Annotated in this window: 3 protein-coding genes; all 3 read right to left on the reverse strand. The window is 67.4% G+C overall.

The genetic code is table 11. The features are described 5' to 3' along the window. Positions 1-810 (reverse strand): DNA-processing protein DprA (dprA, locus tag EOA32_RS35930; RefSeq protein WP_128374209.1); only part of this gene is annotated, 810 nt, incomplete at its 3' end. Continuing rightward, positions 807-1,388: a glycerol-3-phosphate 1-O-acyltransferase PlsY gene (gene plsY / locus EOA32_RS35935; protein ID WP_067319814.1), complete on the reverse strand. Its 582-nt coding sequence runs from the start codon at positions 1,386-1,388 to the stop codon at positions 807-809. The genes plsY and dprA, both read right to left, overlap by 4 nt. A gap of 55 nt (positions 1,389-1,443) precedes the next feature. After that, entirely contained in the window at positions 1,444-2,730 is a 1,287-nt protein-coding gene (locus EOA32_RS35940) for a dihydroorotase (RefSeq protein ID WP_128374210.1), read from the reverse strand. Positions 2,731-2,824 lie beyond the last annotated feature (94 nt).

Consider the following 2,824-nt stretch of genomic DNA (forward strand, 5'->3'; position numbering starts at 1 on the left):
GCTGCCGGCGGCACGCGGGTCGAGCGGCGAGCCCGGAACCGCGAAGACCAGTCGGCCCATCTCGCCGGCCAGCCTGGCGCTGATCAGCGAACCCGAGCGCTGTGCGGCTTCGACTACGACGAGCCCGAGCGCAATGCCGGCGACGAGGCGGTTGCGGCGCGGGAAATCCTGCGCTCGCGGCTGCCAGCCGAAGGGCATTTCCGAAACGATGGCGCCGCCGCGCTCGGCGATGTCGTCGCACAGACCGGCATTTTCCGGCGGGTAGGGCACATCGAGGCCGCCGGCCAGCACTCCGACCGTGCCGGTCGAAAGGCTCCCCTGATGCGCCGCGGTGTCGATGCCGCGTGCGAGGCCGGAGACGATGGCGTAGCCCTCGCGACCGAGGTCGCTCGCCAGCATGCGCGCCATCTTGATGCCGGCGAGCGAGGCGTTGCGGGCGCCGACGATCGCCACCGCAGGGAGACGGAACACCGCGCCTTCACCCTTCACCGCCAACAGCGGCGGCGGGTTGTCCAGGGTCTTCAGCAAAGCGGGATAGTCTGCTTCGCCGATGCCGACGAAGCGGGCGCCGGCGCGCCGGGCCGCTTCCAACTCCGCCTCGGCTTCGCCGGCGGAGGGAATGCGAGCGATGCGGTTGGCGCCGCCCGAGATCATCAGCTCGGGCAGCATTTCGAGCGCGGCTTCGGCCGAGCCGAAGCGGTTGATCAGTTCGCGAAAAGAGGCAGGGCCGACATTCGGCGTGCGGATCAGGCGAAGCCAGGCAAGCCGTTGCCGCTCGCTAAGCCGCGGGCCGGCGACCGGAGCACTCACCCCTTCGCCCCGATCTTGCCCTCGGTGCCGGCGAGCAGCCGCGAGATGTTGGCGCGGTGCTTGACGAAGACGATCAGGCTCATCAGCGCGAACAGGCCGGCGATCTGAGGCGTGCTGATGAAGTAAAGCGCGATTGGCACGACCACCGTCGCCGCGAGCGCCGCGAGCGAGGAGTAGCGGAACAGGAAGGCCATGGCGAGCCAGACAACGGCGAAGACAACCATGCCCTGCCAGGCAAGCCCGAGCAGCACGCCGAGGTAGGTGGCGACGCCCTTGCCGCCCTTGAATCCTAGCCAGACCGGAAAGAGATGGCCGAGGAAAGCGCCGAAGCCGGCGAGCAGTCCGAAGTCCGGCGAGAAATGTCCGGCGATCAGCACCGCCGCGGTGCCCTTCAGCGCATCGAGCAGCAGCGTCGCAGCGGCGAGCCCCTTGTTGCCGGTGCGCAGCACATTGGTCGCGCCGATGTTGCCTGAACCGATCTGGCGGACATCGCCGAGACCGGCCGCGCGGGTAATCAACAGCCCGAACGGAATCGAGCCGAGCAGGTATCCGAAGATCAGTGCGAGCCCGTAACCCATTGTTCCCCCACCTATTCAGCCGATCAACCTGCTTCCGGCTTTGGTCGATTGACGTTCAGGCCGAAAACACTGTGCGGCCCGCCACCATGGTTTGCAAGACTTTGCCCTGAAGGCGCGCGCCTTCGAAACAGGTGTTCTTGGACCGCGAGCGCAGGCCGCTCTCGCTGACGATCCAGGGCTCGTCAAGATCGACCAGCGCAAGATCGGCCGCGGCACCCGGCTTCAGCGTGCCGCCGGGCAGGCCGAACAGTCTTGCCGGCGCGGTGGACAGGGTCTCGACCAGCCTGAGCAGCGGCACATCGCCATTGTGGTGGAGCCGAAGTGCTGCGCCAAGCAGCGTCTCCAGCCCGATCGCCCCGGCGGCGGCATCCGCGAAAGGCAGTCGCTTGGTATCGACGTCCTGCGGGTCGTGCGAAGAGACGATGATGTCGATCGTGCCGTCCTTGATCGCCTCGACCATCGCCAGCCGGTCGTCCTCGGCGCGCAAGGGCGGGGTGAGCCGGAAGAAGGTGCGGTATTCGCCGACATCGTTCTCATTGAGCGACAGATTGTGGATGGCGACGCCTGCCGTGACATTGGCGCCGTCGGCCTTTGCCCGGCTCACCGCACCAACCGCCATCGCAGTCGAGATCTTGGCGGCGTGATAGGCGCCGCCGGTCAGCCGCGCCAGTGCTAGGTCCCGCTCCAGCGGGACGAGCTCGGCCTCGCGCGGGATGCCGGAAAAGCCGAGCCAGCTCGCATAAAGGCCCTCGTTCATCACGCCGGCCGAGGCAAGGTCGGCATCCTGGGTTTCATGCGCGATCACGCTACCGAAATCGCGGGCATAAGTCAGCGCGCGGCGCATGACCAAGGCGTTGGCGATCGTGTGTCGACCATCGGTGAAGGCCACGGCGCCGGCTTCGCGCAGCAGGCCGAACTCGGTCATCTCGCGGCCGTCGAGACCCTTGGTGATTGCCGCCGCTGGGAAGATGTTGACGCTTGCGGTGTCCCTTGCCGTGCGCAGCACGAATTCGACCAGCGCCACATTGTCGATCACCGGATTGGTGTCGGGCATCATGACGATGGAGGTGACGCCGCCGGCTGCCGCAGCGACGCTTGCCGAGGCGATGGTCTCGCGGTGCTCACCGCCGGGTTCGCCGATGAAGACGCGGGCATCGATGAGACCCGGAATGATCGTCTTGCCGGCGCAGTCGATGACGACAGCGCCTTCGGGCGCGCCTTGGTTCAGCGCCGCCTTGCCGGCGGCGACGATCCGGCGGCCGTCGACGATGACGGCGCCGATCTCGTCGACACCGCGCGAGGGGTCGACGATGCGGGCCTTGTTGAAGAGCGTCACGCTCATGCGCCGCTTCCCTCCTGGTTGCGGCGCGGATCTAACAGCGCTTGCATAACCGCCATGCGCACGGCTACGCCCATCTCGACCTGTTCCTGGATGA

Origin of the sequence: Mesorhizobium sp. M1A.F.Ca.ET.072.01.1.1 (assembly GCF_004023325.1) — a bacterium.
GTDB lineage: Bacteria > Pseudomonadota > Alphaproteobacteria > Rhizobiales > Rhizobiaceae > Mesorhizobium.

Excerpts from the sequence above, each read along its gene's own strand:
- plsY (WP_067319814.1), bottom strand. The coding sequence starts at position 1,388 with ATGGGTTACGGGCTCGCACTGATCTTCGGATACCTGCTCGGCTCGATT.
- EOA32_RS35940 (WP_128374210.1), bottom strand. The coding sequence starts at position 2,730 with ATGAGCGTGACGCTCTTCAACAAGGCCCGCATCGTCGACCCCTCGCGC.